This is a genomic window from Alphaproteobacteria bacterium PA2, assembly GCA_002256425.1.
GTDB lineage: Bacteria > Pseudomonadota > Alphaproteobacteria > Caulobacterales > Caulobacteraceae > Phenylobacterium.
Genome location: NKIZ01000001.1, coordinates 2,101,243 through 2,125,885, shown reverse-complemented (window position 1 = coordinate 2,125,885; position 24,643 = coordinate 2,101,243). Strand labels below are relative to the sequence as shown.

General features: G+C 62.9%; 27 protein-coding genes and 2 tRNA genes. 26 read left to right on the top strand and 3 right to left on the bottom strand.

What is annotated here, in order from left to right; genetic code table 11:
• Window positions 1-100 precede the first annotated feature (100 nt).
• From CFE28_10245 to CFE28_10225, 5 genes are all read left to right on the top strand, one after another.
• Window positions 101-373 (top strand): DNA-binding protein, encoded by a 273-nt coding sequence (locus tag CFE28_10245; protein OYU70332.1) that lies wholly within the window; start codon window positions 101-103, stop codon window positions 371-373.
• Between the two features lie 53 nt (window positions 374-426).
• Window positions 427-503: transfer RNA gene (locus CFE28_10240), tRNA-Val, on the top strand.
• Between the two features lie 17 nt (window positions 504-520).
• Window positions 521-1,435 carry a hypothetical protein gene (locus CFE28_10235; protein ID OYU70331.1) on the top strand — a complete coding sequence of 305 codons (915 nt, stop codon included), beginning with the start codon at window positions 521-523 and terminating at the stop codon, window positions 1,433-1,435.
• A 75-nt stretch (window positions 1,436-1,510) separates the two neighbouring features.
• The gene (locus CFE28_10230) at window positions 1,511-2,770 is read left to right on the top strand and encodes a cytochrome P450 (GenBank protein ID OYU70330.1); all 1,260 of its coding nucleotides are present in this window, start codon (window positions 1,511-1,513) and stop codon (window positions 2,768-2,770) included.
• Window positions 2,771-2,953: 183 nt separating this feature from the next.
• On the top strand, window positions 2,954-3,517 hold the full coding sequence (locus CFE28_10225; protein OYU71664.1) for an acyltransferase: 564 nt from the start codon (window positions 2,954-2,956) through the stop codon (window positions 3,515-3,517).
• Between the two features lie 55 nt (window positions 3,518-3,572).
• Here the strand turns inward: CFE28_10225 and CFE28_10220 are convergent.
• Window positions 3,573-3,649: transfer RNA gene (locus CFE28_10220), tRNA-Asp, on the bottom strand.
• 234 nt (window positions 3,650-3,883) lie between these two features.
• On the opposite strand from CFE28_10220, the gene CFE28_10215 reads away from it, so the two are divergent.
• The 20 genes from CFE28_10215 (at window position 3,884) to CFE28_10120 (ending at window position 22,222) form a co-directional block, all read left to right on the top strand.
• Complete coding sequence (locus tag CFE28_10215; protein ID OYU70329.1) at window positions 3,884-4,261, top strand: NADH-quinone oxidoreductase subunit A; 378 nt, start codon at window positions 3,884-3,886, stop codon at window positions 4,259-4,261.
• Window positions 4,231-4,812 carry an NADH-quinone oxidoreductase subunit B gene (locus CFE28_10210; GenBank protein OYU70328.1) on the top strand — a complete coding sequence of 194 codons (582 nt, stop codon included), beginning with the start codon at window positions 4,231-4,233 and terminating at the stop codon, window positions 4,810-4,812. The genes CFE28_10215 and CFE28_10210 overlap by 31 nt, the downstream gene beginning before the upstream one ends.
• Window positions 4,809-5,420 carry an NADH-quinone oxidoreductase subunit C gene (locus tag CFE28_10205; GenBank protein OYU70327.1) on the top strand — a complete coding sequence of 204 codons (612 nt, stop codon included), beginning with the start codon at window positions 4,809-4,811 and terminating at the stop codon, window positions 5,418-5,420. Before CFE28_10210 ends, CFE28_10205 begins: the two co-directional genes overlap by 4 nt.
• Window positions 5,420-6,634 (top strand): NADH-quinone oxidoreductase subunit D, encoded by a 1,215-nt coding sequence (locus CFE28_10200; protein ID OYU70326.1) that lies wholly within the window; start codon window positions 5,420-5,422, stop codon window positions 6,632-6,634. The genes CFE28_10205 and CFE28_10200 overlap by 1 nt, the downstream gene beginning before the upstream one ends.
• Window positions 6,631-6,981, top strand: a complete 351-nt coding sequence (locus CFE28_10195) for an NTF2 enzyme family protein (GenBank protein OYU70325.1) — start codon at window positions 6,631-6,633, stop codon at window positions 6,979-6,981. The genes CFE28_10200 and CFE28_10195 overlap by 4 nt, the downstream gene beginning before the upstream one ends.
• Window positions 6,982-6,991: 10 nt before the next feature.
• Window positions 6,992-7,675 carry an NADH-quinone oxidoreductase subunit E gene (locus CFE28_10190; GenBank protein ID OYU70324.1) on the top strand — a complete coding sequence of 228 codons (684 nt, stop codon included), beginning with the start codon at window positions 6,992-6,994 and terminating at the stop codon, window positions 7,673-7,675.
• A 26-nt stretch (window positions 7,676-7,701) separates the two neighbouring features.
• Window positions 7,702-7,881 (top strand): hypothetical protein, encoded by a 180-nt coding sequence (locus CFE28_10185; GenBank protein OYU70323.1) that lies wholly within the window; start codon window positions 7,702-7,704, stop codon window positions 7,879-7,881.
• Window positions 7,882-7,887: 6 nt separating this feature from the next.
• Entirely contained in the window at window positions 7,888-9,204 is a 1,317-nt protein-coding gene (locus CFE28_10180; GenBank protein OYU70322.1) for an NADH-quinone oxidoreductase subunit F, read from the top strand.
• A gap of 5 nt (window positions 9,205-9,209) precedes the next feature.
• On the top strand, window positions 9,210-11,246 hold the full coding sequence (locus tag CFE28_10175; protein OYU70321.1) for an NADH-quinone oxidoreductase subunit G: 2,037 nt from the start codon (window positions 9,210-9,212) through the stop codon (window positions 11,244-11,246).
• Between the two features lie 4 nt (window positions 11,247-11,250).
• Window positions 11,251-12,333 (top strand): NADH-quinone oxidoreductase subunit H, encoded by a 1,083-nt coding sequence (locus CFE28_10170; GenBank protein ID OYU70320.1) that lies wholly within the window; start codon window positions 11,251-11,253, stop codon window positions 12,331-12,333.
• Window positions 12,330-12,530, top strand: coding sequence for a hypothetical protein (locus CFE28_10165; protein OYU70319.1), 201 nt, complete (start codon window positions 12,330-12,332; stop codon window positions 12,528-12,530). The genes CFE28_10170 and CFE28_10165 overlap by 4 nt, the downstream gene beginning before the upstream one ends.
• Window positions 12,527-13,018, top strand: coding sequence for an NADH-quinone oxidoreductase subunit I (locus CFE28_10160; protein OYU70318.1), 492 nt, complete (start codon window positions 12,527-12,529; stop codon window positions 13,016-13,018). Before CFE28_10165 ends, CFE28_10160 begins: the two co-directional genes overlap by 4 nt.
• Before the next feature lie 79 nt (window positions 13,019-13,097).
• Window positions 13,098-13,715, top strand: coding sequence for an NADH:ubiquinone oxidoreductase subunit J (locus tag CFE28_10155; GenBank protein ID OYU70317.1), 618 nt, complete (start codon window positions 13,098-13,100; stop codon window positions 13,713-13,715).
• Window positions 13,712-14,020: an NADH-quinone oxidoreductase subunit K gene (locus CFE28_10150; protein ID OYU70316.1), complete on the top strand. Its 309-nt coding sequence runs from the start codon at window positions 13,712-13,714 to the stop codon at window positions 14,018-14,020. Before CFE28_10155 ends, CFE28_10150 begins: the two co-directional genes overlap by 4 nt.
• Before the next feature lie 4 nt (window positions 14,021-14,024).
• Entirely contained in the window at window positions 14,025-16,079 is a 2,055-nt protein-coding gene (locus CFE28_10145; protein ID OYU70315.1) for an NADH-quinone oxidoreductase subunit L, read from the top strand.
• Between the two features lie 14 nt (window positions 16,080-16,093).
• Window positions 16,094-17,581, top strand: coding sequence for an NADH-quinone oxidoreductase subunit M (locus tag CFE28_10140; protein ID OYU71663.1), 1,488 nt, complete (start codon window positions 16,094-16,096; stop codon window positions 17,579-17,581).
• Between the two features lie 9 nt (window positions 17,582-17,590).
• The gene (locus CFE28_10135) at window positions 17,591-19,027 is read left to right on the top strand and encodes an NADH-quinone oxidoreductase subunit N (protein ID OYU70314.1); all 1,437 of its coding nucleotides are present in this window, start codon (window positions 17,591-17,593) and stop codon (window positions 19,025-19,027) included.
• Window positions 19,028-19,765, top strand: a complete 738-nt coding sequence (locus tag CFE28_10130; GenBank protein ID OYU70313.1) for a biotin--[acetyl-CoA-carboxylase] ligase — start codon at window positions 19,028-19,030, stop codon at window positions 19,763-19,765.
• Window positions 19,766-20,539: a pantothenate kinase gene (locus CFE28_10125; protein OYU70312.1), complete on the top strand. Its 774-nt coding sequence runs from the start codon at window positions 19,766-19,768 to the stop codon at window positions 20,537-20,539. It begins immediately after the preceding gene.
• Window positions 20,540-22,222 (top strand): MBL fold metallo-hydrolase, encoded by a 1,683-nt coding sequence (locus CFE28_10120; protein OYU70311.1) that lies wholly within the window; start codon window positions 20,540-20,542, stop codon window positions 22,220-22,222.
• Here CFE28_10120 and CFE28_10115 read toward each other — a convergent pair.
• Window positions 22,219-22,806 carry a hypothetical protein gene (locus tag CFE28_10115; protein OYU71662.1) on the bottom strand — a complete coding sequence of 196 codons (588 nt, stop codon included), beginning with the start codon at window positions 22,804-22,806 and terminating at the stop codon, window positions 22,219-22,221. The genes CFE28_10120 and CFE28_10115 overlap by 4 nt on opposite strands.
• Before the next feature lie 96 nt (window positions 22,807-22,902).
• Between CFE28_10115 and CFE28_10110 the strand changes: the two genes are divergently transcribed.
• The gene (locus tag CFE28_10110; protein OYU70310.1) at window positions 22,903-23,133 is read left to right on the top strand and encodes a hypothetical protein; all 231 of its coding nucleotides are present in this window, start codon (window positions 22,903-22,905) and stop codon (window positions 23,131-23,133) included.
• A 23-nt stretch (window positions 23,134-23,156) separates the two neighbouring features.
• Here CFE28_10110 and emrB read toward each other — a convergent pair whose 3' ends face one another.
• Window positions 23,157-24,608 (bottom strand): MFS transporter, encoded by a 1,452-nt coding sequence (gene emrB, locus CFE28_10105; protein OYU71661.1) that lies wholly within the window; start codon window positions 24,606-24,608, stop codon window positions 23,157-23,159.
• Window positions 24,609-24,643 lie beyond the last annotated feature (35 nt).

Genomic DNA, 24,643 nt, shown 5'->3' with positions numbered 1-24,643 from the left:
TTGACGCTGGCTTCCGCTGGGTCATAAATGGTTTCTGCCGGACCTGGACCAGGTGGGAGGTCCCGGGTCGGCGGAATTCATCGGGCTGGGAGGCGCGAACATGACAAAGGCCGAACTGATTGCCGTCATTGCCGAAAGGGCGGAGCTGAACAAGGCTCAGGCCAAACTGGCCCTGGACGTTGTCCTCGATAGCGTCACGGAGTCCCTCCGAAACGGCGATGAAGTCAGACTGGTCGGCTTTGGCAGTTTCATACCCGTCAGTCGGCCGGCAGGCACAGCTCGCAATCCCCGCACCGGTGAGACCGTCAAACGCCCGGCATCCCGGTCTGCGCGCTTCAAGATGGGCGAGGGCCTGAAGAAGGCCCTGAACTAAGACCCGGGCCTCCCCCTTTGCGGTTCGGCCGAGGGGTGTTAAGGCCCCCGGGCGGGCGGCTAGCTCAGTTGGTCAGAGCACCTGGTTTACACCCAGGGGGTCGGGGGTTCGAGCCCCTCGCCGCCCACCATCAATCAGGGCCGGTACATGCACTATCGATCCCTCGGGGCCACGGGGCTCAGGGTTTCCGAGATCGGCTTTGGCTGCGCCAGCTGGTGGGGTCAGGGCGCCTTCCCGGAGCGGGAGGCCATAGCCCTGGTGCATTTCGCCCTGGACCAGGGCGTCACGGTCTTCGACACCAGCCCCGCCTATTCAGGCGGAAACGCCGAGCCCCGTCTCGGACGGGCGCTGAGGGGCAGGGACACTTCTGATCTTATCATCGCCACCAAGGCCGGCACGCGGTTCGAGGGGGGCAGGGTGCGTCGCGACATGTCCTTGCCCACCATCGAGCAGGACATCCTGCGCAGCCTGAAAACGCTAGGGCTTGAACGCCTTCCCATACTCCAGTTGCATGGACCGGCAGCGCAGGAACTGACGCCGGAGTTTATGGACGGTCTGGCAGGGTTCAAGCGACGGGGGCTGGTTCGGGCCCTTGGCGCCAACAGCTTTGATCCCGAGGTCCTGGCCGCCGTCATCGCGGCGCCGGAGTTTGACCTTGTCATGATGGATTTCAATGTCCTGAGACCGGAGCGCAAAGCCCTGGCCGCCGCAGCACAGGCAGCCGGGAAGGGGGTTCTGGCGGGCATGCCCCTGGCCATGGGGCATACGGGCCTGCAGGTGCTGAAGATCAGGGGCCTTCGTGACCTCTGGTATGCGGCCCGGGCCCTCAAGAACCACCGCAAAGAAGTCGCGGACGGCCTGCGCTTCCGGTTTCTCAATGACCAGCCGGAACTGAGTGGCGCGCAGGCGGCCCTGGCCTGGGTCCTGGGTCACGCCGAGATCAGCTGCGCCGTGGTCGGCGCCACGCGAATGGCCCACCTCGCCGAGGATGTCGCCGTGTCCGGGTTGACCCTGCCGAAGGACCTCGCAGAGCAGATTGCGATGGCACAGGGAGCCAGGTGATTGCCCAAATCGGTGATTTGATCTTTCATGCTGCAAAGACCGCCGTGCAGGACGGTCCGCAGAGGGAGACAGGACATGGCCGACGGCGCAATGAAGCTTGAGGACGAAGCCCGCGCACGGGCCTATTCCATGCCCCTGGAAGACATCAATCCGGGCGATCCCGAGCTCTTCCTCAACAACGGCTTCTGGGCCTATTTCGAACGCCTTCGCGCCGAAGACCCGGTCCACTGGTGCCGGGACAGCGAGTTTGGTCCTTACTGGTCGGTGACCCGCTATGAGGACATCATGGCGGTGGATACAAACCACGGCGCCTTCTCATCTGACGCCGCCCTGGGCGGGATCACCATCCGCGACGCCCGGCCCGACCTGCGCCGCCCCAGCTTCATCGCCATGGACCCTCCGCGGCACGATGAGCAGCGGAAGGCGGTCAGCCCAATCGTTTCGCCGACGAACCTGCATAACATGGAGCCGATCATCCGTGAGCGGGTCTGCCAGATCCTGGACAACCTGCCCATTGGCGAGCCCTTCAACTGGGTCGAGCGGGTGTCCATCGAACTGACCACCCAGATGCTGGCGACCCTGTTCGACTTCCCCTTTGAGGAGCGTCGCAAGCTGACCCGGTGGTCGGATGTCGCCACCACCATTCCTTACAAAGGCGGTCTGGTGGAGACCGAGGAGGAGCGGCAGGCTGAACTCATGGAATGTCTGGCCTATTTCACCCGGCTCTGGAACGAGCGGGTGAACCTGCCACAGACCGGGGACCTGATTTCCATGATGGCCCACAGCGAGGCCACCCGGAACATGACCCCTGACGAGTATCTGGGAAACGTGATCCTGCTGATCGTCGGCGGTAATGACACCACCCGCAATTCGCTCACCGGCGGACTGCTGGCCCTTAGCCAGAACCCCGACCAGTACGACAAGCTCATGGCCAACCATGATCTGGTCACCTCACTGGTGCCGGAAATCATCCGGTGGCAGACCCCTCTGGCCCACATGCGGCGGACGGCCCTGCGGGACGTGGAACTGGGCGGCAAGACCATCAAGAAGGGCGACAAGGTCGTCATGTGGTATGTCTCGGGCAACCGGGACGAACGCGCCATTCCGGAACCCAACAGGTTCATCATCGACCGGGAACGGCCCCGCCAGCACCTGAGCTTCGGTTTCGGCATCCACCGCTGCGTCGGCAACCGTCTGGCAGAAATGCAGCTGCGCACGGTCTGGGAAGAGGTGCTGAAGCGGTTCCCGAAGATCGAGGTCCTCGATGAGCCCGTGCGGGTCCGATCAAGCTTCGTGAAGGGCTATGAGCAGCTGATGGTGCGAATTCCGGCCTAGGCGACCGTTTGCCCGTGCATCCGTCCGATCCGGATGGACGTAGAACAGGGGAGGGTTTGCCCTTGCCCCAAAGGGAAAACACTTGACCTGTCAGGCATGGTCGCCTGTCTGTTTGTCCAGAACAAATGCGAGACTGAACGCCAGATGCCGAGCCCTGACCCGAGCTTCAAGACGCAACGCAAGATGGGTTGGCTGGCCCGGGTCATACGCTGGACCCTTGTCGCCTGGTTCAAGCGCCAGGGCTGGACCGTGGAAGGCTCTGCGCCCATGCCGCGGAAGTTTGTGGTCATAGCCGCCCCGCACACCAGCAACTGGGACTTCGTCTATTTCATGGGGGCGACAGACGGCCTCAACCTCGATCTCAGCTTCATGGGCAAGGATTCGCTGTTCCGATGGCCACTGGCAAAGGCCATGCGCGACCTGGGCGGGGTTCCAGTGGACCGGTCAGCTTCGCACAATGTGGTCGACGCCATGATCGCTGAATTCGCCAGGCGCGATGAATTCATGCTGACCATTGCGCCGGAAGGTACGCGGGGCAAGGCCCGGCAATGGAAGACCGGCTTCTATCATATTGCTCTGGGCGCAGGCGTGCCCATGGTCTGCGGCATGATGGACTACAAGCGCAAGGTCGTCGGCCTGGGCCCGGCGCTCATGGCCAGTGGCGACTACGAGGCCGACATGAAGATCCTGGCGGAATTCTACCGCTCATGCACACCCAAGTTCCCGGATCGCGCCACCGCCCTCTGAACACGGGGGCTCAGCCCCGGCTGGGCCATAGACGCATTTGAATGTCTGGAAGAAGTGGCGCGAATGACGGGACTTGAACCCGCGACCTCCGGCGTGACAGGCCGGCGCTCTAACCAACTGAGCTACATCCGCATAGATGCTCGCGACGACGCGAGGGGCGTCTGATAGGTCCCGACCGGAATCGTGTCAACGGTCGAGTTTGAATTGTGCGATTTCAGACGCTTTTTCTGTGAGCAAAGGGTCGAAATCCCGACAGACTCGGCGTCATAAACAATCTGGGCCAAACGATTTTCCAAAGGGGCAAACCGGTGTTTGAACCCGGCGAAAGGCTGGTCTAGAAGAACGCGCGACTCCTTTGGGGATTCCATGACCGCCTTTCTCCTGCAGTACCTGCCCATCGTGATCTTCCTGGGGATCTCCACGTTGATCGCCCTGGTGTTCATCATCGCCTCGGCCCTGTTCGCGCCCAGCGCGCCGGATCCGGAAAAGATGTCGTCCTACGAGTGCGGCTTCAATGCCTTCGATGACGCGCGGATGAAGTTCGACGTGCGGTTCTACCTGGTGTCGATCCTCTTCATCATCTTCGACCTGGAAGTGGCCTTCCTCTTCCCCTGGGCGGTCAGCCTCATGCACCTGCCGCATGACCAGGTGGTCTTCGCCTTCTGGTCCATGGTGACCTTCCTGGGCGTGCTGACGGTCGGCTTCATCTACGAATGGAAAAAGGGAGCCCTGGAATGGGAGTAATCGTTCCTGCCGGCTCCGCCGGCCGGTCGACGGTTGAGGGATATGATCCCAAGGCCCACGACCCTTTCTTTGACGGGATTTCCCAGACCCTGGCGGACAAGGGTTTCATCACGGCGGCTTCGGACGACCTGATCACCTGGGCGCGCACGGGCTCGCTCATGTGGATGACCTTTGGTCTGGCCTGCTGCGCCGTGGAAATGATGCATGCCTCCATGCCGCGCTACGATCTGGAGCGCTACGGCTTCGCCCCCCGCGCCAGCCCGCGCCAGTCCGACGTGATGATTGTCGCCGGCACCCTGTGCAACAAGATGGCTCCGGCCCTGCGCAAGGTCTACGACCAGATGCCCGAGCCCCGCTATGTGATCTCCATGGGCTCCTGCGCCAATGGCGGCGGCTATTACTATTTCAGCTATTCCGTGGTGCGCGGCTGTGACCGGATCGTTCCGGTGGACATCTATGTTCCAGGTTGCCCGCCTACCGCCGAGGCCCTGGTCTATGGCGTCCTGCAGCTGCAGAAGAAGATCCGCCGCACGGGGACCATCGAACGATGAGCTGGCCCGCCACCGAAGACCAGCTGCTGACCCTGGGCGACAAGATCGTCAAGGCCAGCAAGGGCGCCGTCACCGGCGCGACCTTTGCATTTGGCGACCTGACCCTGACCGGTCCGGCTGACAAGATCGTGTCGGCCCTGACCCTTCTGCGGGACAAGTTCGGCTTCCAGCAACTGATCGACCTGACCGCCGTGGATTATCCCGATCGGGCCCTGCGCTTTGACGTGGTCTATCACCTGCTGTCCCTGACCAAGAACCTTCGCCTGCGGCTCAAGGTCCAGACCGATGAAGACACCCCGGTCGACACAGTCAGTGGCGTCTATCCCAATGCCAACTGGTATGAGCGGGAAGCCTTCGACATGTATGGCGTCTTCTTCGACGGCCATGACGACCTGCGGCGGATCCTGACTGACTACGGTTTCCACGGGCATCCCCTGCGCAAGGACTTCCCCATGTCCGGCTATGTGGAGCTGCGCTATGACGACGAGCTCAAGCGCGTTGTCTATGAGCCGGTGAAATCGGTGGAATACCGCAACTGGGACTTCCTCTCTCCGTGGGAGGGCGCTGATTACGTCCTGCCCGGCGATGACAAGGCGGAGGCGAAATAATGGCTGACGACGCCTCCCAGACACCGGCGGTTCCGGAAACACCAGTCCGCAAGTTCAACATCAATTTCGGTCCCCAGCACCCTGCGGCCCATGGCGTTCTACGTCTGGTGCTCGAGCTGGACGGTGAAGTGGTCGAGCGGGTCGATCCGCACATCGGCCTGCTGCATCGCGGCACCGAAAAGCTGATGGAGTACCGGACCTACCTCCAGGACATCGCCTATTTCGACCGCCTCGACTATGTGGCGCCGATGAACCAGGAGCATGCCTTCTGCCTGGCGATCGAGCGCCTGCTGGGAGTTGAGGTTCCGATCCGCGCCCAGCTGATCCGGGTCATGTATTGCGAGATCGGCCGGGTTCTGAACCACCTGCTGAACGTGACTACCCAGGCCATGGACGTCGGCGCCCTGACCCCGCCATTGTGGGGCTTTGAAGAGCGCGAAAAGCTGATGGTGTTCTATGAGCGCGCCTGCGGTGCGCGTCTCCACGCCAACTATTTCCGTCCGGGCGGTGTCCACCAGGACCTGACGGAATCCCTGATCGACGATATCGGCGCCTGGGCGAAGGCCTTCGCCCGCCCGCTGGCGGATATCGACAAGCTGATCACCGGCAACCGCATCTTCAAACAGCGGAACGTCGATATCGGCGTGGTCTCGAAGGAGCAGGCCCTGGCATGGGGCTTCTCCGGCGTCATGGTCCGGGGATCGGGTATTGAGTGGGATCTTCGTCGGTCCCAGCCCTATGAATGCTATAACGACCTCGAGTTCGACATTCCCATCGGACTCAATGGCGACTGCTATGACCGCTATCTCTGCCGCATGCAGGAAATGCGTGAGAGCGCCAAGATCATCATCCAGTGCGTGGATCGTCTGAAGAAGACGCCCGGACCGGTCATGACCTCGGACAACAAGGTCGCGCCGCCCCGTCGCGGTGAGATGAAGCGCTCCATGGAAGCCCTCATCCATCACTTCAAGCTCTACACCGAAGGCTTCCGGACCCCGGAAGGCGAGATCTACGCCGCTGTCGAGGCCCCCAAGGGCGAATTCGGCGTCTATCTGGTCAGCAATGGCACCAACAAGCCCTATCGCTGCAAGATCCGCGCGCCGGGCTTCGCCCACCTGTCGGCCATGGACTGGATGAACCGCGGCCATATGCTGGCCGATGTCTCTGCGGTTCTGGGCTCTCTGGATATCGTGTTCGGTGAGGTGGACCGATGAGCGCGCCTGCCTGCATCACGCCGTTCGATGTCGTAGACCGTCAGTTCGACGCCTATAACAGCCAGGATCTGGAAGCCTTCTGCTCGTACTATGCAGACGATGCGGTCCTGGCCGATTTCAACGGCGCCGTGACCGCCCAGGGCATTGAGGCCATCAAGGCCCGCCACGCCAAGCTGTTCGCCGACTTCCCGCAGAACAAGGCGGATCTGTTGAACCGCGTCGCGGTCGGCGCCCGGGTCATCGACCATGAGCGCGTGCTTCGTGCGCCGGGCGGAGACACCTTCGAGGTGGCCGCGATCTACACCGTTTCGGACGCGAAGATCGTCCGCGTCGACTTTGTGAAGTGAGGCCCGTCCCTTGAGCGTTCGTCGCCTAGCCGCAAATCAGCCCGCAAGCTTCGCCTTCACCCCGGCGACCCTCAAAGAGGTCAAGGTGTGGATGGCGAAATATCCCGCTGGCCGTCAGCAGTCGGCGGTCATTCCGCTGTTGTGGCTGGTCCAGAAGCAGGAGGGCTGGGTGTCCGAGCCTGCGCTTCGCGTGGTCGCCGAGACCCTGAGCATGCCGGTCATCCGGGTCTATGAGGTCGCCACCTTCTACACCATGTTCATGCTGGAGCCGGTTGGCACTCACGCCCTGGTACAGGTCTGCGGCACCACCCCCTGCCAGCTTCGGGGGGCAGGGGACCTGCTCTCGGTCTGCCAGAAGAAGTTCGGCAATCGAGAACACATCAGCGCCGACGGCAAGTTCTACTGGCAGGAAGTGGAGTGCATGGGCGCCTGCTCCAACGCCCCCATGGCCGCCATCAATGACTATTACTACGAAGACCTGACGGCGGAGAGCTTCGAGGCCATCCTGGATGACTTCGCAGCCGGCAAGAAGCCCAAGCCCGGTTCCTACATCAAGCGCCAGGGCTCGGCGCCCGAGGGCGGACCGCTGGTCCTGGTCGATCCGTCGCTCTATGACGGATCCCGCGCCAAGCCGATCAAGTCCCTGCCCAACGCCGAACCCAAGGCCCGCAAGCCCAAGGCGCCTGCGCCATGATCGATCTTTCGAGTGCGAAGGGGCGGATGGTGGCCATGGTCGGTATCGATGGCCTGGCGACCGCCGTTGCTGCAGGGGCGGCCTACGCGGCAACAACCCTCAATCAAAGCGCCTACTGGGTGGTGTTCGGCGCTGCCGTCATCGTCGGGTTTGCGGCCAATATCTGGTTCATCGCCGGCCTGCGCCGTGCGAAGCAGGGAGACTAGGGGATCGTGGTCGGCATACTGGAAGACAAGGACCGGATCTTCACCAACCTCTACGGTCTCCATGACTGGGGCCTGGAGGGCGCCAAGGTGCGCGGTTGCTGGAACGCGACCCGTGAAATCCTGGGGCAGACCCCGGAATGGATCTGCGAGCAGATCAAGGAGTCGGGCCTGCGCGGTCGCGGCGGCGGCGGCTTTCCGACCGGTCTGAAGTGGACCTTCATGCCCAAGCAGGAGAGCGAGCGGCCGCACTATCTGGTGGTCAACGCCGATGAGTCCGAGCCAGGCGCCTGCAAGGACCGCGAGATCATCCGCAATGATCCGCACCTGTTGATCGAAGGCTGCCTGATCGCCAGCTACGCCATCCGCGCCCACACGGCCTATATCTATGTCCGTGGTGAGTACGTGCAGGAGCGCGAACGCCTGGAAGCCGCCATCAAGCAGGCCTATGCGGCCAAGTTGATCGGCAAGGGCAATGTCCACGGCTGGGACTTCGACCTGTTCGTTCACCACGGGGGCGGCGCCTATATCTGCGGCGACGAGACGGCCCTCATGGAAAGCCTGGAAGGCAAGAAGGGCCAGCCCCGTTTGAAGCCGCCATTTCCGGCCGGCGCCGGCATCTATGGCGCGCCGACCACCATCAATAATGTTGAGTCGATCGCGGTTGTCGGTTCGATCCTGCGTCGTGGCGCAGGCTGGTTTGCAGGTTTTGGCCGACCCAAGAATTCCGGCATCAAGCTGATGGCGGCCTCCGGGCATGTGAACAAGCCCTGCGTGGTGGAAGAGACCATGTCCATTCCCATGCGCAAGCTGATCGAGGATCACTTCGGTGGTGTGCGCGGCGGCTGGGGCAATCTGAAGGCGGTCATTCCGGGCGGCATTTCCATGCGGATGATCCCGGCGGCGGAAGCCGAAGAAGCCCTGATGGACTTCGACGACCTGGCGTCCCGCAGGTCGGGCCTTGGCACCGCCACCATGATCGTCATGGACAAGGATGCGGACCTGGTGAAGGCCATTGCCCGCGCCTCGTACTTCTACAAGCATGAGAGCTGTGGACAGTGCACCCCCTGCCGCGAGGGCACGGGCTGGATGTGGCGGATCATGGAACGCATGGCCACCGGCGAGGCGGAGATGAAGGAGATCGACATGCTCCTTGACGTCGCCAGCCAGGTGGAAGGCCACACCATCTGCGGTCTCGGCGACGCCGCGGCCTGGCCAATCCAGGGTCTGTTCCGTCACTTCCGTCACGAAGTTGAAGAACGCATCACCAATTATCGCGCGGGCAAACCGCATGTGCAGGGCGCGACCCTGCGTGCGGCGGAGTAGGGCGGATGCCAATAGCCAAGGTCAACGGCGTCGAGGTCGAGTTCGAACCCGGCATGACGGTTCTGCAGGTTGCGGAACTGGCCGGGGAAGAGATTCCGCGCTTCTGCTATCATGAGCGCCTGTCCATCGCCGGCAATTGCCGCATGTGTCTGGTCGAGGTGAAACCCGGCCCGCCAAAGCCCCAGGCCTCCTGCGCCCTGCCGGCCGCCGAGGGCAATGAGATCTTCACCAACACCCCCATGGTCAAGAAGGCCAGGGAAGGGGTGATGGAATTCCTGCTGCTGAACCACCCACTGGACTGTCCGATCTGCGACCAGGGCGGCGAGTGCGACCTGCAGGACCAGTCTGTCGGTTATGGCCGCGATGACAGCCGCTATGGCGGCGACAAGCGCGCCGTCGAAGAAAAGGCCATGGGCCCGCTCATCAAGACGGTGATGACCCGCTGCATTCAGTGCACCCGCTGCGTCCGCTTCATCACCGAAGTGGCTGGCGTGCCGGACATCGGTCTCATTTCCCGCGGCGAAGATGTTGAAATCACGACCTATCTTGGCAAGGCGGTAGCTTCCGAGCTTTCGGCCAATGTGATCGACCTCTGCCCGGTCGGAGCCCTGACCTCCAAGCCCTACGCCTTCAATGCGCGGCCCTGGGAACTGAAAAAGACCGAGAGCGTCGACGTCATGGACGCCCTGGGCTCGGCCATTCGGGTCGACAGTCGTGGCGCCGCCGTCCTGCGGGTGCTGCCGCGACTGAACGAAGAGATCAACGAGGAGTGGATCAGCGACAAGACGCGCTATGCCGTGGACGGCCTGTCCCGCCAGCGTCTGGATCGCCCCTATATCCGTGAAGCCGGCAAGCTGCGCGCAGCTACCTGGGCTGAGGCCCTTGGACTGGTCGCAGAGAAGCTGAAGGCCGCCAAGCCTGAAAAGATCGGCACCATCGCTGGCGACCTTCAGGACGTCGAGTCCATGAAGGCGACCAAGGACCTGTTCTCGGCCCTGGGCGTCACCAGTCTGGATTGCCGTCAGGACGGCATGGCCCTGGGAGATGGTCCGCGGGAAAGCTGGCTGTTCAATTCGACGATCGCCGGCATTGAAGACGCCGACGTCATCCTGCTGGTCGGGACCAATCCCCGGGTGGAAGCCCCGGTTCTCAACGCCCGCCTGCGCAAGCGCTGGCTGGCCGGCGCCCTGACCATCGGCGTGATCGGCGAGCAGGCTGACCTGACCTATGGCTATGAGTATCTCGGCGCTGGTCCGGCTACGCTGACTGGGCTGACCAAGTCCAAGTCCGAATTCGTCAAGGCTCTGAAGGCGGCCAAGTCGCCCGCCATCATCCTGGGCGCCGGAGCCCTGGCCAGGGCGGACGGCTCTGCTGTTGCAGCCGCCGCCGCAGGCGTTGCGAAGACCTACAACATGACATGGAACGTCCTGCATTCTGCGGCCGCCCGGGTCGGCGGTCTGGATCTGGGCTTTGTCCCGGGCGAGGGCGGAAAGTCAGCTTCTGAAATGGTCGCCAAGGGCGCCCTGGACGTGCTGTTCCTGCTGGGCGCTGACGAAGTTGATCTCTCGAAGTCCACTGCATTTACGGTCTATCTGGGCACCCATGGGGACGCAGGCGCCCACAAGGCCGACGTGATCCTGCCAGGCGCCGCCTACACCGAAAAGGACGGCCTTTATGTGAATACCGAGGGCCGGGTCCAGATGGGTCAGAAGGCGGTCTTCCCCAAGGGCGAAGCCCGGGAAGACTGGTCAATCCTGCGGGCCCTGTCCGAGCGTGTTGGCCAAACCCTGCCTTACGACAGTCTTGCCCAATTGCGGGCCAGGCTGTTCACCGACCATCCGGTTCTGGGCCGCATCGATCATGCCCCCAGCGGCGCCAGCACTGACCTCACCGCCATTGGCGCAAAAGGCGAGGTCGCGGACCAGCCCTTCGCAAGCCCGATCAAGGCCTTCCATCTGACCAACCCCGTCGCCCGCGCCAGCGTGACGATGGCCGAGTGCGCCGCCCAGGCTTCGGGCGCCGCCAAGATCGCGGCGGAGTAGGGCCATGGGCGCGAACACCTTCTGGGCCACGCCCCTCGGATGGACCCTGATCACCCTTGGGCAGATCATGCTGGTGGTCCTGCCCCTGCTGGTGGCCCTGGCATTCTTCATGCTGGCCGACCGCAAGATCTGGGCCGGGGTCCAGATGCGCAAAGGGCCGAATGTGGTGGGTCCCTTTGGCCTGCTTCAGTCCTTTGCCGACCTGCTCAAGTTCATCCTGAAGGAAATCATCATTCCGGACGGGGCCGACAAGTTCGTCTTCCTTCTGGCGCCGGTCCTGACCTTCTCACTGGCCCTGGTGGGCTGGGCGGTGATCCCCTTCGCCCCGGGCTGGGTGGTCGCCAATATCAATGTGGGTGTCCTCTACCTCTTCGCCATTTCCTCCCTTGGTGTGTACGGCATCATCATGGGCGGCTGGGCCTCCAACTCGAAATATCCCTTCCTGGGAAGCCTGCGGTCCGCAGCGCAGATGGTCAGCTATGAAGTCTCCATCGGCTTCGTGATTATCACCGTGATCCTGCTGACCGGAACCATGAGCCTGGGCGGGATTGTCGAGCATCAGGCCGGCGGCTTCTGGAACTGGAACGTGTTCGGCGGCGGCCATGGCCTGAACAATCTCGCCCTCAGCGTGATCATGGTGCCCATGGCGGTGATCTTCTTCATCTCGGCCCTGGCTGAAACCAACCGTCCGCCCTTCGACCTTCCGGAAGCGGAATCCGAGCTCGTGGCCGGATATCAGGTGGAATATTCCTCCAGCCCCTTCCTGCTGTTCATGATCGGCGAACTGGTGAGCATCGTCCTGATGTGCGCCATGATCTCCATCCTGTTCTTCGGCGGATGGCAGGCCCCGATCGACTTCGACTTCGTTCACAAGTGGGGACCGATCGCCCAGGGCTTTTACGGCCTCTTCTGGTTTTCGGTGAAGATCTGCTTCTTCTTCTTCATGTTCGCCATGGTGAAGGCTGTGGTCCCTCGCTATCGCTATGACCAGCTGATGCGCCTGGGCTGGAAGGTCTTCCTGCCGATCTCGGGTATCGCTGTGGTCCTCGTGGCGGGCTGGAAAGTCTTCTGGCTGGTGTCCGCATGATCCGGATCGCCGCCCTCACCATCGCCTGCGCCTTGATGTCTGGCTGCGCCACCGCCGGCGACAATGGCGATGTGGCGACCTATGACACCCTCAAGATCGCCCGGGCCGCCTGCGCGGACAAGGGCGAGGTTCTGGTACTGAAGACCGATGGCGACCCACAGAGGTCGTCCGCCTATGAGTGCAGGAAAAAGCCATGATGAAGCGCATCTCACAGGTGGTGCGGGGCGCGGCCTTGTCCGACTTTTTCGGCGCCCTGGGCATGGCCATGGTCTATATGGTTCGCCCCAAGGCGACGGTGATCTATCCGAACGAGCGCGGCCCCCAGTCGCCTCGTTTCCGGGGCGAGCACGCCCTGCGGCGCTATCCCAATGGTGAAGAGCGCTGCATCGCCTGCAAGCTTTGTGAAGCCATCTGCCCGGCCCAGGCCATCACCATCGAGGCCGAACCCCGGGAGGACGGCAGCCGCCGGACGACCCGATACGACATCGACATGGTCAAATGCATCTATTGCGGTCTGTGCCAGGAGGCCTGTCCAGTGGACGCCATTGTCGAAGGGCCGAACATCGAATTCGCCGTGGAGACACGGGAAGAACTCTACTACGACAAGGAACGCCTGCTCGATAACGGGGATCGTTGGGAGCGGGAAATTGCTAAGAATCTCGAACTGGATGCGCCCTACCGCTAAACGCGGCAGGCGGATCTGAACGACTGAACGCTCAGCCTGTCACTCCGACAGGCGGCATGGATTTGAGGGGCGCAGACAAGTGGCCTTGCAGGCGATCGCTTTCTATCTGCTGGCGACAGTGACCATAGTGTCGGCCTTTTGCGTGGTGTCAGCCCGCAATCCGGTCCACTCGGTCCTGTTCCTGATCCTGTCTTTTTTCTCGGCGGCGGGGCTCTTCGTCCTGCTCGGCGCCGAGTTCCTCGCCATGCTTCTGGTGGTCGTCTATGTGGGCGCCGTGGCGGTGCTGTTCCTGTTTGTCGTCATGATGCTGGATGTGGACTTCACCGCCCTGCGGCAGGGTTTCGCCCGCTACATGCCGCTTGGGGCGCTGGTCGCCGGGCTGCTGGCCTTTGAAATGGTGGCAGTGAGCGCCACGGTCGCCTCCAAGGGCGCGGCCGCCGGCAACGCCAATCCGGAAGCCTCGCTTGGCTATATCAGCAATACCGAGACCATCGGCCAGGTGCTCTACACACAATATGCCTACTTCTTCCAGGCTGCGGGTCTGGTTCTGCTGGTCGCCATGATTGGGGCCATCACCCTGACCCTGCGCCACAAGCCGGGCGTTCGCCGTCAGGTCATAGCCGATCAGGTGGCGCGGAGCCCCAAGACCGGCATGCGCGTAACAGACATCAAACCCGGCCAGGGGATTTCCGAATGACCATAGGTCTTGCCCATTATCTGGCCGTCGCGGCGATCCTGTTCACTATCGGGGTCTTCGGGATCTTCGTGAACCGCAAGAACATCATCGTCATCCTGATGTCGGTGGAGCTCATCCTGCTGGCGGTGAACATCAACCTGGTGTCGTTCTCGGCCTATCTGCACGACATCACAGGCCAGATCTTCGCCATGTTCGTCCTGACCGTGGCCGCTGCAGAGGCGGCTGTGGGTCTTGCCATCCTGGTCACCTTCTTCCGCAACCGCGGCGACATCGCCGTGGACGACGTCTCCGTGATGAAGGGCTAGGCGCATGCAGGCACAGTCCCTTCTTCCGGTCATCGTTTTTGGCCCCCTTTTCGCCGCCATGGTGGCCGGCCTGTTCGGCCGCCGCATTGGCGACTTCGCGTCTCAGGCTGTTACTACGGGCTTCCTGATCCTTTCCTGCCTCCTGTCCTGGACGATCTTCGCCCAATGGACCTGGGGCGGGCTGGAGCCCTTCACCCTGCAGATCGCCCCCTTCATCCATGTGGGCGACTTCCAGTCCAACTGGTCCCTGCGGCTGGATGGTCTGTCGGCGGTCATGCTGATTGTCGTGACGACGGTCTCGGCCCTGGTCCACGTCTACAGCTGGGGCTACATGGCCGAAGACCCGTCGCGTCCGCGGTTCTTCGCCTACCTCTCGCTCTTCACCTTCGCCATGCTGTCCCTGGTGACGGCGGCGGACTTCATGCAGCTGTTCTTCGGCTGGGAAGGGGTGGGTCTGGCCAGTTACCTGCTGATCGGCTTCTGGTTCCACAAGCCTTCGGCCAATGCAGCCTCCATCAAGGCCTTTGTGGTCAACCGGGTAGGGGACTTCGGTTTCGCCCTGGGGATCATGACGGTCTACTGGATGTTCGGCACCATCGAGTTCGCCGAGATCTTCCCGCGCGTCCAGGAGTTCGCCGGCAAGACCTGGCCCTTCCTCGGGCAGAACTGGTCGGCCATCGATCTGGCCTGCGCCCTGCTGTTCGTCGGCGCCATGGGCAAGTCAGCCCAGTTCTTCCTGCACACCTGGCTTCCTGACGCGATGGAGGGCCCGACGCCGGTGTCGGCCCTGATCCACGCCGCCACCATGGTGACGGCTGGTGTCTACATGGTCTGCCTGCTCTCGCCCCTCTTCGAGTATGCCCCTGTCGCCAAGCAGATTGTCACCCTGATCGGCGCCGTGACGGCCCTGTTCGCCGCGACGGTGGGTCTGGCCCAGAACGACATCAAGCGGGTCATCGCCTATTCGACCTGTTCGCAGCTGGGCTACATGTTCTTCGCGGCGGGCGTCGGCGCCTATCAGGCGGCCATGTTCCACCTGTTCACCCACGCCTTCTTCAAGGCCCTGCTGTTCCTGGGCGCCGGCTCGGTGATCCACGGCATGCATCACGAGCAGGACATGCGGAAGATGGGCGCCATCTGGAAACTCATGCCCATCACCTATGCGGTCATGACCATCGGCACCCTGGCCATCACCGGGGTGGGTATACCAGGGGTTGAACTGGGCTTCGCCGGCTTCTATTCCAAGGACACCATCATCGAGGCGGCCTTCGCGGCCGGCCAACAGTATGGTGGCGTGGCCTATTTCGCCTTCTTCGTGGGCATCTTCGCAGCTGGACTGACGGCCTTCTATTCCTGGCGTCTGGCCTTCATGACCTTCCATGGCACTGCCAAATGGGGCGCTCATGCGGCCCATGACGACCACGCGGCTCACGGTCACGATGACCATGCAGCCCACACAGACCACGGTCATGACGACCACGGCCATGATCACAAGCCCCATGAGAGCCCGCTCTCCATGCTGATCCCGATCATCCTGCTGTCCTTCGGGGCGGTGTTTGCGGGCTTTGCCTTCGTCGAGAAGTTCGTTGGCGAGGAACGCAACGAATTCTGGAAGGGCGCCATCTTCAATGCCCCGACCAACCACATTCTCGAGCATGCCCATCACTCGCCGACCTGGGTGCTGTGGCTGCCTCTGGTGGTTTCGACCAGTGGTCTGCTGATCGCCTATTACGTCTACATCCTGAAAGAAGGCATGGGCGCCCGGATCGCTGCGCGTAAGGGCCTGCTCTGGAGCTTCCTCTACAACAAGTGGTACTTTGATGAGCTTTATGAGGCGACCTTCGTGAAGGCCGCGAAATTCCTGGGTGACCTGTTCTGGAAGGGCGGGGATCAGAAGCTCATTGACGGCCTTGGCCCCGACGGCGTCTCGGCCCTGTCCCTCAATCTCGGCAAGCGCATGGGCAAGGTCCAGACCGGATATGTCTATCACTATGCCTTCGTAATGCTCCTCGGCGTGGCGGGACTTCTGTCCTTCGCGCTGTGGGCCTGGCAGGCATAGGGGAGGGCGACCTGATGCTCGGTATTCTTTCCCTCATCACCTACGCCCCCCTCGCGGGCGTGGCGGCGATCCTGGGCCTGCGCGTGCTCGGCAAGGCTGACGACGCACGGACCGTCGAAACGGCCAAGTGGGTAGCCCTGCTGACCACTCTGGCGACCCTGGCCCTGTCGGTAGTCCTGACGGCGCAATTCGATCGCGCCAATCCAGGCTTCCAGTTCGTCGAGAACATTCCGTGGTTTGCAGGTCTGCACTACGCCATGGCCGTGGACGGCATTTCGGTGCTCTTCGTCCTGCTGACCGCCTTCCTGATGCCGATCTGTATCCTGGCCTCGTGGAAGTCCATCGAGACCCGGGTCCTTGAATACCTGATCGCCTTCCTGGTTCTCGAGACCCTGGTCATCGGCGTCTTCTGCGCCATGGATCTGGTGCTTTTCTATACCTTCTTCGAGTTCGGCCTTGTGCCCATGTTCCTGATCATCGGGATCTGGGGCGGCAAGCGCCGGGTCTATGCGGCCTTCAAGTTCTTCCTCTACACCCTGCTGGGCTCTGTCCTGATGCTGGCGGCCATTCTGGCCATGATCAGCGTCTCGGGCACCAGCTCCATTCCCGAGTTGATGACCTACAAGTTCGCGCCCTGGCTCCAGACCTGGTTGTGGCTGGCCTTCTTCGCCTCCTTCGCGGTGAAGATGCCCATGTGGCCGGTGCATACCTGGCTGCCGGACGCCCACGTGGAAGCGCCGACGGCGGGCTCGGTCATCCTTGCCGGCATCCTGCTGAAGATGGGTGGCTACGGCTTCCTTCGCTTCTCCCTGCCCATGTTCCCGGAGGCCTCGGCGACCTTCACGCCCCTGGTCTTCGCCCTGAGCGTCATCGCCATTGTCTACACCTCGCTGGTCGCCTTCCGTCAGACTGACATCAAGAAGCTGATCGCCTATTCCTCGGTGGCCCACATGGGCTTCGTGACCATGGGAATCTTCTCGGGCAACGCCATCGGCGTCCAGGGCGCCATCTTCCAGATGCTCAGCCACGGGGTGATTTCCGGTGCGCTCTTCCTCTGCGTCGGCGTGGTCTATGACCGCATGCACACCCGCGAGATCGCCTTCTATGGCGGCCTGGTGAACCGCATGCCCTGGTATGCGGCAGTCTTCATGCTCTTCACCATGGGCAATGTCGGCCTTCCAGGCACGTCAGGCTTTGTCGGCGAGATTATGACCATGACGGGGGCCTACCGCGCCTCAACCTGGACGGCCCTCGTGGCGGCGACCGGGGTGATCTTCTCGGCCGTCTACGCCCTCAGCCTCTATCGGCGGACCGTGTTCGGCGAGATGACCAATCCTGCCCTGGCCAGCATCACCGATCTGGACATGCGCGAGGTGATCATCTTCACCCCGTTGATCCTGTCGACACTCTATCTCGGCTTCCAGCCGGGCATTGTTTTCCAAATCACCCAAGCTTCGGTCGACCATCTGGTTTCGGCCTACCACGCGTTTTCCGGCGCTTAGGGGGGGCCTATGCTGATCGATCTTGTCCTGGCTTTTCCAGAACTGCTTCTCGCAGTTTCAGCTCTTGTCCTTCTCGTAGTCGGCGCCTTCAATCCAAAGGCGACGGACTCGATCGGGTTCGTGGCGTTCTGCGCCCTGATCTCTGCGGCCATCATCTCAGCCCTGGGGCCGCGGGGGATCGCCTTTTCCGGTAGTTTGAAGGCGGACGCCGCAGCAGGCTATGCCGGCGTCGCCATCTATCTGGCGAGTGCGGCAGCCATTCCGCTGGGAGGCAACTGGTTCGCCCGCAAGGGCGCTGCGACCTTCGAATTCCCCGTCCTGATCCTGCTGGCCGCCCTGGGCATGGGCATGATGGTCAGCGCCGGCGATCTGATCGCCCTCTATATCGGCATCGAACTCCAGTCCCTGGCGCTCTATGTGCTGGCGGCCATGTACCGGGACAATCTGAAGGCCTCTGAAGCGGGCCTGAAGTATTTCGTCCTCGGGGCCCTGTCTTCGGGCATGCTGCTGTATGGCGCCTCATTGATCTATGGCTTCGCGGGCTCGACCCGGTTCGAGGACATCGCCGCCGCCGTCCACCAGGGCGCGCAGACGGGCGTCCTGTTCGGCCTGATCTTCCTGATCTGCGGCCTGGCTTTCAAGGTCTCAGCTGCGCCCTTCCACATGTGGACTCCGGACGTTTATGAGGGCGCTCCAACCCCGGTTGTCGGGTTCTTCGCAGGCGCGCCCAAGCTGGCCGCCATGGTGCTGTTCGCCCGGGTTCTCTACGAATGCTTCCCGGGCGCCATCGCCCAGTGGCGGCAGGTGCTGATCATCCTGGCCCTGACTTCCATTGCGGTCGGCGCCTTTGCGGGTCTTGCCCAGAGCAACCTCAAGCGTCTTTGGGCCTATTCCTCCATCGCCAACGTTGGTTACGCCATTCTGGGTCTCGCAGCCGGCAATGCCGAAGGCGTCCAGGCCATGATGGTCTTCATGGTTCTCTACATCGTCGACGTGACGGGGTTCTTCGCCTGCCTGACCGCCCTGTCCCGGCAGGGCAAGTCCATGGAAACCATCGAGGACATGGCGGGTCTATTCAAGGAACAGCCGGGTATAGCCTTGGCCATGACGGCCTTTTCGCTCTCGGCCCTCGGCCTGCCGCCTTTTTCGGGTTTCTTCGCCAAGATCTACGTGTTCAAGGCGGCGATCGCGGTGCCCGATCCCATCCTGCAGGGGGCGGCCATCGCCGGTCTGGTCGGCAGTGTGGTTGCGGCCTTCTACTATCTGCGCCTGATCAAGGTCATGTGGTTCGACGCCTCTGCCGGCGCGACCGACAAACCGCCCATGGACGCCAAGACGATCGCCATTGCCGCAGCGCTCTTCACGATACCTGTCGCCGCATTGATCGGCCTTACCGTCATCGATCCCCAGGCCCATCTGGCTGCTGCAGCGTTCGGCCTCAAATAGGTGGCCGCGCCACGGATCGAGGCCTACGTCGAGCTGGACTCCACGAACAGCGAGGCGCGGAGACGCGCCGAGGCCGGGGATTTCGGGCCCCTGTGGATTACGGCGCAGGTGCAGACCGCAGGCCGTGGGCGTAGGGGGAGGACCTGGGAAACCGTGTCGGGCAACCTTGCGGCGACCCACCTTTTCAGTACTCATCTTCCGCCGGGCGATGCAGCCCAGGTTTCCTTCGTAGCGGCTCTCGCAGCCGCAGACCTGGCCGATCACTATCTTGGGCAAGGCGCCGGTCAATTGAAATGGCCCAATGATCTGATGGTCGGGGGGCGGAAGGCCGCTGGAATCCTCGTGGAATCCGGCGCCCGTGATGACGGAACCCTCTGGTTGGCGGTCGGCATGGGGATAAATCTCGCCCAAGCTCCGGAAAATGCGGAGCGGCCGGCCATGGCCTTTGCGGAACTCCTGAACGGCCCGCCGCCTGGCGCCCTTGATGCGCTCAACATCCTGGTCGAACGCTTTGAATTCTGGCGAAACCTCTGGGTGGGATCCGGCTTTTCACCCATCGCGAAAGCCTGGTCTGACCGGGCCTATGGCCTGGGGCAGCCCTGCGAGGCGCGGCTGCCAAACCAGACCCACAAGGGTGTGGCTGAGGGCCTGGATACGGACGGCGCCCTGCGGCTGCGCTTGGCCGATGGCGCTGTTCTGCGCATAACCGCCGGCGATATTTTCTTTGGGGGGGCCTGAATGCTTCTCGCGATCGAGCAAGGCAATACCAACACCCTCTTCGCCATCCATGATGGCGAGACCTGGACCTCGCAATGGCGGGCGGCGACGGACTCCAGCCGCACGGCGGATGAGTACGCCGTCTGGCTGTTCCAGCTCCTGGCCATGGCCGGGCTGAACTTCTCCATGCTGGATGGCTGCATCATTTCCAGCGTGGTGCCGCAATCGATCTTCAATCTGCGCAATCTCGCCAGGCGCTATCTCCATGTGGAGCCCCTGGTCATTGGCGAGAATGCCGATCTGGGGATTCCGGTGCGGATCGACAAACCGTCCGAGGCCGGCGCTGACCGGCTGGTCAACGCCATCGGCGCCCATGCGGTCTATTCAGGTCCCCTGATCGTCATCGACAGCGGAACGGCCACCACCTTTGACGTCATCGCGTCGGACGGCGGATTCGAGGGAGGCGTCATTGCGCCTGGCATCAATCTGTCCATGGAAGCCCTGCACGCTGCTGCGGCCAAACTTCCCCGGGTGGCCATCCAGAAGCCTGCCCGCGTGATCGGCAAGGACACGGTTGGCGCCATGCAGGCCGGGGTCTTCTGGGGCTATATCGCCCTGATCGAAGGCCTGATCGCCAGGATCAAGGCGGAGCATCCGCAGCCCATGACCGTGATCGCCACCGGCGGGGTCGCCTCGCTGTTTCACGGCGCTACCGAAACCATTGATCATTTCGATCCCGACCTCACCATTCGCGGCCTGCTGGAAATCCACAGGCGCAACTCCCCCAAGGCATAAATGGCCAAACTCAAAGCTGACGACGAACTCGTATTCCTGCCCCTGGGCGGATCCAACGAGATCGGCATGAACTTCAATCTCTATGGCTTCGGCCCGCCCCATGCCCGCAAGTGGATCGTCGTCGATCTCGGCGTCACCTTTGGCGACCAGACGACCCCGGGCGTCGAGCTGATCCTGCCTGATCCCGAGTTCATCGAAGAGCACGCCAAGAACATTCTCGGCATCGTCCTGACCCACGCCCATGAAGACCATATCGGCGCCGTGGCCTGGCTCTGGCCCCGCCTGAAAGCGCCCCTCTACGCGACGCCCTTCACGGCCTTCCTCCTGCGGGAGAAGCTGCGGGAAAAGGGTCTGGCCGATGAGGCTCACATCACCGAGGTCCCCCTGGACGGGCACATCTCCCTTGGTCCGTTCGAGCTCGACCTCATCACCCTGACCCACTCCATCCCGGAGCCCAATGGCCTGGCGATCCGCACCCCCCTGGGCACGGTCCTGCACACCGGCGACTGGAAGATCGACCCCAACCCCTTGCTGGGCGCCGTCACCGACGATGCGGCCCTGCGTAAGCTGGGGGATGAGGGCGTCCTGGCCATGGTCTGCGACTCCACCAATGTCTTCGTCGACGGCCATGCCGGGTCCGAGGCGGATGTCCGCATCGCCATGACGGAGCTGATCGCCGGCCTGAAAGGCAAGGTCGCCGTGGCCTGCTTCGCCTCCAATGTGGCGCGCATGGACTCTGTGATCCGGGCGGCCGAAGCGGCGGGGCGGCGGGTCGCCCTGGTGGGCCGGTCCATGCATCGCATGGCGGCTGCGGCCAAGTCCGTGGGCCTGATGAGCGACATCAAGGACTTCCTGACCGACGCCCAGGCTGCAGGGTTTCCGAAGGACAAGGTCCTCTATCTCTGCACGGGCAGCCAGGGCGAGCCTCGTGCCGCCCTTTTCCGCATTGCTGACGGTACGCACCAGAGCGTCCGGCTGGGGGCAGGGGACAGTGTCGTCTTCTCGTCGCGGGTCATTCCGGGCAATGAGGTGCCGATCCGCAACCTGCAGAACCGCCTCGCCGACCAGGGGGTGCGCCTCTACACCGAGCGGGACCATCCGGGCATTCACGTGTCTGGCCACCCCTGCCGGGACGAACTGGCGCAGATGTACGCCTGGGCCCGGCCGACCATCGCCGTCCCCACCCATGGCGAGCGCCGCCACTTGCTCGAACACGCCGCCTTCGCCGAAGACCTTCAGGTTCCCCAGACGGTCACCCCGCGCAATGGCGATATGGTCCGCCTGGCGCCGGGCCGGGCTGAGATCATCGATGAAGTGCCTGCCGGCCGCATCTATGTCGACGGCGGCGTCCTGACACCCGAGAACGGCGACGCCCTGCGCGAACGCCGACATGCGGCGTTCAACGGTGTTCTGACCGTCGCCGTGGTTCTGGACGGACGGGGCAAGATTGCTTCCGGGCCGCAGGTGCGCGCCGTAGGCCTGCCGGCCGACGCCGACTATCCCATGGACGAAGTGCTGGATGATCTGGCTGAGGAGGCGGAAAAAGCTCTGTCACGCCTGTCAGGCGACGACCGGGAATTCGACGATGTGGTCGAGACGGCCTTGTCGCGTACAATCAAGAAAGCTGGCCACCGGATCTGGGGACGTCGCCCAGTGGTCGAGACCACGGTCCTGCGGATCTAGTCTGCCCCTCCTTTGGACAGGGCCCTGGATATCCTTGGGTCCGGAGTCAGCCACATCAAGGCGAGCAGGACATAGACCGCGCAAGCCAGCCTGGGGTCGACGAAGGCGAAGCCTGTTCCGAGTATGCAGATCAGCGGCGACAGCTTGCCCTTCCAGTCATCGCCCAGGGCCTTGGCCAGGGTCTGATCCGAGCCATTGGCGCGGACTATGACGGTCTGCAGGATGTAGTAGGCGATGCCGGGCATGAGCAGGGCAATGCCGTAGGTCGCCACGGGCAATTGTGCGAAATGGTTCTCGCCCATCCAGCCGGTGGCGAAGGGCAGTATGGACAGCCAGAAGAGCAGGTGGGTGTTGGCCCACAGGACGGCGCCGTTCACGACCTTCGCAGCATGAAGCAGGTGATGATGGTTGTGCCAGTAGATGGCGACAAAGGTGAAGCTGAGGACATAGCTCAGGAATGTCGGCCAGAGGCCGAAGAGCGCCGCCAGGTCATCGCCGTGTGGAACCTTCAGTTCCAGGACCATGATGGTAATGATGATCGCGAAGACGCCGTCGCTGAACGCCGTCAATCTGTCCTTGGTCATGAGCGCCTCCGCCCACATGTTTGCTTGGGGCATTGATAGGTTGCAAGGCGTCGGTCCAGAATCGTGGCGGAATGCACGTCTGATCTGGAGAACCTCATGCCCGTCCTGAAAACCCTTGCAGTGCTGATTGCTGGCCTCGCCCTCAGTGGATGCGTCGCCGCCGCAGTGGGTGGCGCGGTTGTCGGTGTTACGGGCGCCGTAGTCGGAACCGGGACCAAGGCGGTCGTTGCAACGGGAAAGGCCATCATTCCCGGCGAGAGCAAGGCGGACCGGGAAAAGCGGGAATACCGGGAGTGGCAGGCGGCCAAGAAGAAGGCGAAGAAGTAGGCGTCGCTGATCCCGATCGTGGCCTAGTGCCCGCCCATGGGTCCCCCAGCCATGGGTTTGGGCTTCGGGGCCAGCCAGACCACCGCCACAGCGATTAGGAAGACCACGCCGGCAGCCATGAACATCTGATTGGTGGAGATCATGATCGCCTGGACCTGAACCATGCGGTCCAGCTGGGTCAGCGCCTGTTCATGGCTCATGCCCCTGGCCATCAGGGCGTCGATTGTGGCCTGGGGATTTGGCAGGGCGCCTGCCAGAAGTTCATGTTTGCGGTTAGCCGTACTGTCCCAGGTGGTCGTCATGATCGATGTGGCGAAGGCCGCGCCCATGGTGCGCAGGAAGTTGGCCAGGCCTGACGCCGAGGCCGTCTCTTCCGGATCCACCGACGACATGGCCAGGTTTGTGGTGGAGATGAAGAAGAAGGGCATGCCAAAGCCCATGATGAACTGGGGTAAGGCGATGTTCCAGAAGGTGACATCCGTGGTGAAGCCGGTTCGCCAGAAGGCCATGAGGCCCATCCAGAATACGCCGAACGAGGTCAACAGGCGGCCGTCGACCTTGCCGACAAACCTCGCCACGACTGGCGACATGCAGACTGCCAGAACGCCATTCAGGCATCCGGCATAACCGGCCCAGGTGGCCGTATAGCCCATGGTGGTCTGCAGCCAGAGGGGCACCAGGACCACGCAGGCGAAAAAGGCCCCGAAGGACAGGCTCATAGTGGTGACGGCGGCTGAAAAGCCTCGGTGTCGGAAGACCTTGAGATTGACGATCGGATCCTGGGCGGTGAGCTCCCAGATCAGGAAGGAGACAAAGCCTATGGCCGCCACAAGGGCTAGCAGGATGATGGTCGGGGAGGAGAACCAGTCCAGCTCCTTGCCCTTGTCCAGCATGATCTGCATGGCCCCGACCCAGGTGACCAGCAGACCAAGGCCGACATAGTCCACCGGGACCTTCCGTGTGTCGGTGTCATGGCTGATCAGCAGGCGATAGGCGAAAACGCCAACAAAGGCCGCCACGGGAATGTTGATCAGGAAGATCCAGCTCCAGTGGAGATTGTCCGAGATCTGGCCCCCGAGGATGGGGCCGGCAATGGGCGCCACGACCGTGGTCATGCTCCAGAGGCCCATGGCGGCGCCTGCCCGTTCCCGGGGGAAGATGTGGAGCATGAGGGTCTGGGACATGGGCATGATCGGCCCACCGCACAGGCCCTGGGCGACCCGAAATGCGACCAGCAGGGCAAAGCTTGGCGCCAGGCCGCACAGAAGGGAGAACAGGCCAAATCCCGCCATGCCGAAGGCGAAGACCCGGACGGCGCCGAACCTCTGGGCCAGCCAGCCGGTGAGGGGAACGGTTATGGCTTCCGCCACGCTATAGGAGGTGATGACCCAGGTGCCCTGGGCCGGCGAAACGGCCAGGGCGCCGGCAATGTGCGGCACCGACACATTGGCGATGGTGGTGTCCAGCACCACCATGAAATTGGCCAGACCCAGCAGCAGGGCCGCCGCCC

Excerpts from the sequence above, each read along its gene's own strand:
- CFE28_10245 (OYU70332.1), top strand. The coding sequence starts at position 101 with ATGACAAAGGCCGAACTGATTGCCGTCATTGCCGAAAGGGCGGAGCTG.
- CFE28_10235 (OYU70331.1), top strand. The coding sequence starts at position 521 with ATGCACTATCGATCCCTCGGGGCCACGGGGCTCAGGGTTTCCGAGATC.
- CFE28_10230 (OYU70330.1), top strand. The coding sequence starts at position 1,511 with ATGGCCGACGGCGCAATGAAGCTTGAGGACGAAGCCCGCGCACGGGCC.
- CFE28_10225 (OYU71664.1), top strand. The coding sequence starts at position 2,954 with ATGGGTTGGCTGGCCCGGGTCATACGCTGGACCCTTGTCGCCTGGTTC.
- CFE28_10215 (OYU70329.1), top strand. The coding sequence starts at position 3,884 with ATGACCGCCTTTCTCCTGCAGTACCTGCCCATCGTGATCTTCCTGGGG.
- CFE28_10210 (OYU70328.1), top strand. The coding sequence starts at position 4,231 with ATGGAAAAAGGGAGCCCTGGAATGGGAGTAATCGTTCCTGCCGGCTCC.
- CFE28_10205 (OYU70327.1), top strand. The coding sequence starts at position 4,809 with ATGAGCTGGCCCGCCACCGAAGACCAGCTGCTGACCCTGGGCGACAAG.
- CFE28_10200 (OYU70326.1), top strand. The coding sequence starts at position 5,420 with ATGGCTGACGACGCCTCCCAGACACCGGCGGTTCCGGAAACACCAGTC.
- CFE28_10195 (OYU70325.1), top strand. The coding sequence starts at position 6,631 with ATGAGCGCGCCTGCCTGCATCACGCCGTTCGATGTCGTAGACCGTCAG.
- CFE28_10185 (OYU70323.1), top strand. The coding sequence starts at position 7,702 with ATGGTGGCCATGGTCGGTATCGATGGCCTGGCGACCGCCGTTGCTGCA.
- CFE28_10175 (OYU70321.1), top strand. The coding sequence starts at position 9,210 with ATGCCAATAGCCAAGGTCAACGGCGTCGAGGTCGAGTTCGAACCCGGC.
- CFE28_10170 (OYU70320.1), top strand. The coding sequence starts at position 11,251 with ATGGGCGCGAACACCTTCTGGGCCACGCCCCTCGGATGGACCCTGATC.
- CFE28_10165 (OYU70319.1), top strand. The coding sequence starts at position 12,330 with ATGATCCGGATCGCCGCCCTCACCATCGCCTGCGCCTTGATGTCTGGC.
- CFE28_10160 (OYU70318.1), top strand. The coding sequence starts at position 12,527 with ATGATGAAGCGCATCTCACAGGTGGTGCGGGGCGCGGCCTTGTCCGAC.
- CFE28_10150 (OYU70316.1), top strand. The coding sequence starts at position 13,712 with ATGACCATAGGTCTTGCCCATTATCTGGCCGTCGCGGCGATCCTGTTC.
- CFE28_10145 (OYU70315.1), top strand. The coding sequence starts at position 14,025 with ATGCAGGCACAGTCCCTTCTTCCGGTCATCGTTTTTGGCCCCCTTTTC.
- CFE28_10140 (OYU71663.1), top strand. The coding sequence starts at position 16,094 with ATGCTCGGTATTCTTTCCCTCATCACCTACGCCCCCCTCGCGGGCGTG.
- CFE28_10135 (OYU70314.1), top strand. The coding sequence starts at position 17,591 with ATGCTGATCGATCTTGTCCTGGCTTTTCCAGAACTGCTTCTCGCAGTT.
- CFE28_10125 (OYU70312.1), top strand. The coding sequence starts at position 19,766 with ATGCTTCTCGCGATCGAGCAAGGCAATACCAACACCCTCTTCGCCATC.
- CFE28_10120 (OYU70311.1), top strand. The coding sequence starts at position 20,540 with ATGGCCAAACTCAAAGCTGACGACGAACTCGTATTCCTGCCCCTGGGC.
- CFE28_10115 (OYU71662.1), bottom strand. The coding sequence starts at position 22,806 with ATGACCAAGGACAGATTGACGGCGTTCAGCGACGGCGTCTTCGCGATC.
- CFE28_10110 (OYU70310.1), top strand. The coding sequence starts at position 22,903 with ATGCCCGTCCTGAAAACCCTTGCAGTGCTGATTGCTGGCCTCGCCCTC.
- emrB (OYU71661.1), bottom strand. The coding sequence starts at position 24,608 with ATGGTGGTGCTGGACACCACCATCGCCAATGTGTCGGTGCCGCACATT.